The 942-nt window shown below is 65.8% G+C and carries 1 protein-coding gene; it reads left to right on the top strand.

What is annotated here, in order from left to right:
- On the top strand, positions 1 to 942 hold a 942-nt coding region (locus DUGA2_RS32305), incomplete at both ends, for a condensation domain-containing protein (RefSeq protein ID WP_141753464.1).

Genomic DNA, 942 nt, shown 5'->3' with positions numbered 1-942 from the left:
ACATCTGCATCGGCACGCCGATCGCCAACCGCAACCGCGCGGAGACGGAAGGGCTGATCGGCTTCTTCGTCAACACCTTGGTGCTGCGCACACAAGTCGATCACGGCGCCAGCTTCCTGCAATTGCTCGACCAGGTACGAGGCAACACGTTGGATGCTTACGCGCACCAGGACGTGCCGTTCGAGCAGCTGGTCGAGGTGCTCAAGCCGGAGCGCCACACCAGCCATTCGCCGCTGTTCCAGGTGATGCTGGCGTTGCAGAACGCGCCAATGGACGCACTCACGCTGCCGGGCCTGACCCTGCAGGCCATGGGCGGCGAGGGCGTACAGGCCAAGTTCGACCTGACGTTCACGTTCACGGAGGAAGCCGGACGCCTGAACGGCAGCATCAGCTACAACACCGACCTGTTCGAACCATCGACGATGGCGCGCATGGCGGCGCACTTCACGCGCTTACTGGAGGCGATCGTAGCCAACCCTGAGCGCCGCATCCAGGACCTGGACATGCTGGATGACGCCGAGCGCCATCAACTGCTGGTGGAATGGAACGACACCGCGAGCGCCGGCGTACCGGCCGGCACGATCCACGCGCTGTTCGAGCAGCGCGCGGCGGCGTCGCCGGACAGCGTGGCGCTGGTGTATGACAACGTATCGCTGACCTACGGCGAACTCAATGCGCGTGCCAACCGCCTGGCGCACCACCTGCGCACGCTGGGCGTGGGCCCGGATGTGCTGGTGGGCCTGTGCGTGGAGCGTTCGTTGGAGATGATGGTAGGCCTGTTGGCCGTGTTGAAAGCCGGCGGCGCCTATGTACCGCTGGACCCGGCCTATCCGGCCGATCGCCTGGCCCACATGCTGGAGGACGCGGCGCCTGCGGTGCTGCTGACCCAGCAACGCTTGCTGGCCTCACTGCCGGCCAGCGAAGTGCCGGTATTCCTGCTGG

The sequence above is a fragment of the Duganella sp. HH101 genome (assembly GCF_001758795.1).
Taxonomy (GTDB): Bacteria; Pseudomonadota; Gammaproteobacteria; order Burkholderiales; family Burkholderiaceae_D; genus Rugamonas; species Rugamonas rivuli.
This window is presented reverse-complemented; position numbering and strand designations above follow the sequence as displayed.